Source organism: Stenotrophomonas maltophilia group sp. RNC7 (assembly GCF_030910085.1).
Lineage (GTDB): Bacteria > Pseudomonadota > Gammaproteobacteria > Xanthomonadales > Xanthomonadaceae > Stenotrophomonas > Stenotrophomonas sepilia.
Map to the genome: position 1 here is coordinate 1 of NZ_JAVFVN010000701.1, position 3,086 is coordinate 3,086.

Sequence of the window (3,086 nt, forward strand, 5' to 3'; positions counted from 1 at the left end):
CCCTTATTAGTTTTTTCTTTTATATCTCCCTTTAGGAGATTTCTCCAAAATACCTTCCTCTACTAACTGATCCATTAATTCACGCAATACATTAGTATCTATTTTTAAGGAGGCTTTTAAAGCAGTAATTCCTGTTTCATCTGTTGTTAATATATGTTCCCTTAATATCTCTAATGGAGTTGGAATTGGTTTTATATCTAATGCCTCTATAGGCTTATCATAAGTCATTTTTTCATTTAGTGCTTTTATAAAAGATTTTGTTTTCATCTTATCTTCATGAATAACAGCACCTTGAAAACGGATAAATTCTTTTTCAGCACCAGCTAATTTTACTACACCATCACCTAATCCTAAAAGCCTAAAGGGTTGAGACGTACCAAAAATTGTTTTATAGTCCGTATTAGAACCACATAAAAACCCAATTTTTGTTGGTAAATTTGCTTTAATTAACCCACTTATCACTTTAACCTCAGGACGCTGCGTTCCACATACAATATGGATTCCACAGGCCCTTGCTTTTTGACCTAAGCGTACCACAAGGTTTTCTATAGCCGGACATTGTAGAATTAAATCCGAGAATTCGTCTATTATACACACTATATAGGGTGGTCTTGAAAGATTAGGATAATCATCAAACTCTTCTAATTCATCTATTCCGTACTCCTCCATTACAGAATATCTTTTATCCATTTCTTCAACCATCGCAGTTAATAACGCTAAAGACTCTCCTACCTCTGTCACTATTTTTTGCACGTGCGGATAATCTTGAAACTTTTTAAAATCTATTCTTTTTGGATCAACAATATAAAAACTAAGAGTCTCAGGTGTATGAAACAGGCATAAGGTCATGATAAATTGAATTAACCAGACAGATTTACCAGAACCTGTTGAACCTGCTACTAAAATATGAAACACCTTTGCTAAATCAGCAAATACTGGGGAATTACCTATTTCATCTAATCCCAAAATAAAAGGCAATCTGGCTTTTTCAGCGAACTTTAAAAATTCCGGATTACTTATTAGTTCTCTTAAATAAACAATACTTCTATCCTCTTTGGGATAACTAACAATAATTGTTCCACCATCTGTTCCTTTCTTAATTTCTATTTCTTCAATACCAGTCGCCAGTCGTACATTCTCTAGATTTTTCTTAATACTATTGAACTTTACTTGTAATGGTACTGTATATATTAAATGTTTTAATGTAGCTCCTTCTGACATGCTAATTGCTGCTGATGAATCTTGAATGACACCTAGCTCAATTAATGATTGCGTTATTTTTACTGATATTTCATCCTGTACTACTTCCTTTTTATTATTCGTTTTTCCTTCAGGTAAAATTTCTATTAGTTCTAATGCATTTTTCATTTTTGATGTATGGTTTATCCCTATTTCTCTTCTAACTAAGTTCTCATTTGCACTATTAACTTTCTGAGAACTGCATTGTTCTAATAGGTATTCATCACTATTAAAAATGGTAGTAACTTCATTTAAACTTATACTTTTCTTTTTTCTGAATGGTGTAAAAGCTCTATTTAGAAGATGCCTTAATGTACTTTCAACGTCAGATTCTTCTACTAAAATCAGTTGATTAAAATACTGTAAATCAGCCAAATACTTTTCAATTTCAGTTAAAATTTTTTTCTTTTTTAAACCATCACTTGTAACGATAGCAATACGAAATTCAAAGTGAAATAAATGATCCGATAGTTTTTGTTCTATTGTTGAATCTTGCTCTCTCTCTTTTCCTTTTAAAAATTGAAATGATTCATGAATTGAGGACAATAATCGCCTAGTTAACCTATTGTTACCTACATAGTTATGTCCCTTTAAATAATGTAAATATTGTTCAATTAGCTGCTCCTTGTTTGAACTTTTAGTAAGAAGCAGCTGAAGGTGTACATATTCATTTCCTTCAAAATTGTCTAGTTGAACCTGCTTCATTCTAAATAACAAATTCGTTCTCGTGTTAATATTTATAGGATAAAATTCAGGTGAAGCATAATTGACACTATATATTGATACATCATCTATATTTTCAATACATGTTACCTCTTTATTATAAGAGTCACCTATGAGATTGCTCTTAGTTATAGGTAAAATCATGTAATTTTGCAATCCACTGTTATTTATTATCTGTTCTATACCCCAAATCATATTCTCATTGGTTATATTCGTTGATACCTGACCCACTAAGGCTTTATCCACTTTTGCGATGTTTCTTATAACAATAGGATGGGAAATATTCTTCCAGGCAAGCAATTTTCTCACCCAATTGTGACAGGGGTATTTTTAAAATCAATCATTATTACATTACTCATTGCAATCCCTTTACTTTTCAATATATCTGCAATATCTTGTAATGAGAAAAAATCAACTTCTAAAATTTCTTCTTCTACATTCTCCATATAAATTACCGCTTGCTTCATTTTTACTACCTCCTATTTTTTTCTTTTAAATTTTGCAAATATATTTGTAAAATCCTTTGATTTCTTAAACAAATTAAAATAGTCTTGCTTAATTTGTAAAACATCTGCTCCGCGATCTTCATATGATTTAATAAATTGCGGTGGATTAGATAACCTCCATAATCCTCCAATAACAAAAAGCATTTTAATAATAATGGCTTCCGGCCCCATAAATGTCGCTGTAGCAAATAATACTAGTGCCATAAACGTAATGAAAATAGCATAAATCAATTGAATTAAACTTAACTCTTTAATAACAGACAACCACTTGGTAAAAATATGTCTTGTATTATCAAAAACCCACGCTGTTAATACTAATGGTGTACTCATAACAAGTAATATTAAATCAAACCACCTTCTCCCTCCTTTTAATAAAAGTGGCAGCAACAAATATATAACAAGAAGGTCAAAACCAACCAATGTTATAACGGGAATTAAGTTTGTAGTATTTGCTCCAAGAATCATTTTTCCTGCATCGATATGAGAAGTTCCAATTCGAATAATTATATCTGTTAAATGATTCAAAAAACTAAAAGCCTTTGAAAAAGCATACGGAGCAACAGCTGATCCAAATAGAGCTAATGGCATTCTTTGTAAAACTTTTATGAAAGGTGTATT

The 3,086-nt window shown here is 31.0% G+C and carries 3 protein-coding genes; all 3 read right to left on the reverse strand.

Going from position 1 to position 3,086, the window contains the following annotated elements; all coding sequences use genetic code 11:
- Positions 1 to 6: 6 nt before the first annotated feature.
- Complete coding sequence (locus RCF13_RS14965) at positions 7 to 2,262, reverse strand: FtsK/SpoIIIE domain-containing protein (RefSeq protein ID WP_308141301.1); 2,256 nt, start codon at positions 2,260 to 2,262, stop codon at positions 7 to 9.
- Between the two features lie 5 nt (positions 2,263 to 2,267).
- A complete protein-coding gene (locus RCF13_RS14970; protein WP_308141302.1) occupies positions 2,268 to 2,429 on the reverse strand; it encodes a hypothetical protein in 162 nt (53 codons plus the stop codon).
- Positions 2,430 to 2,441: 12 nt separating this feature from the next.
- Positions 2,442 to 3,086, reverse strand: a 645-nt coding sequence (locus tag RCF13_RS14975; RefSeq protein WP_308141303.1) for a hypothetical protein, incomplete at its 5' end; no start/stop codon positions are given.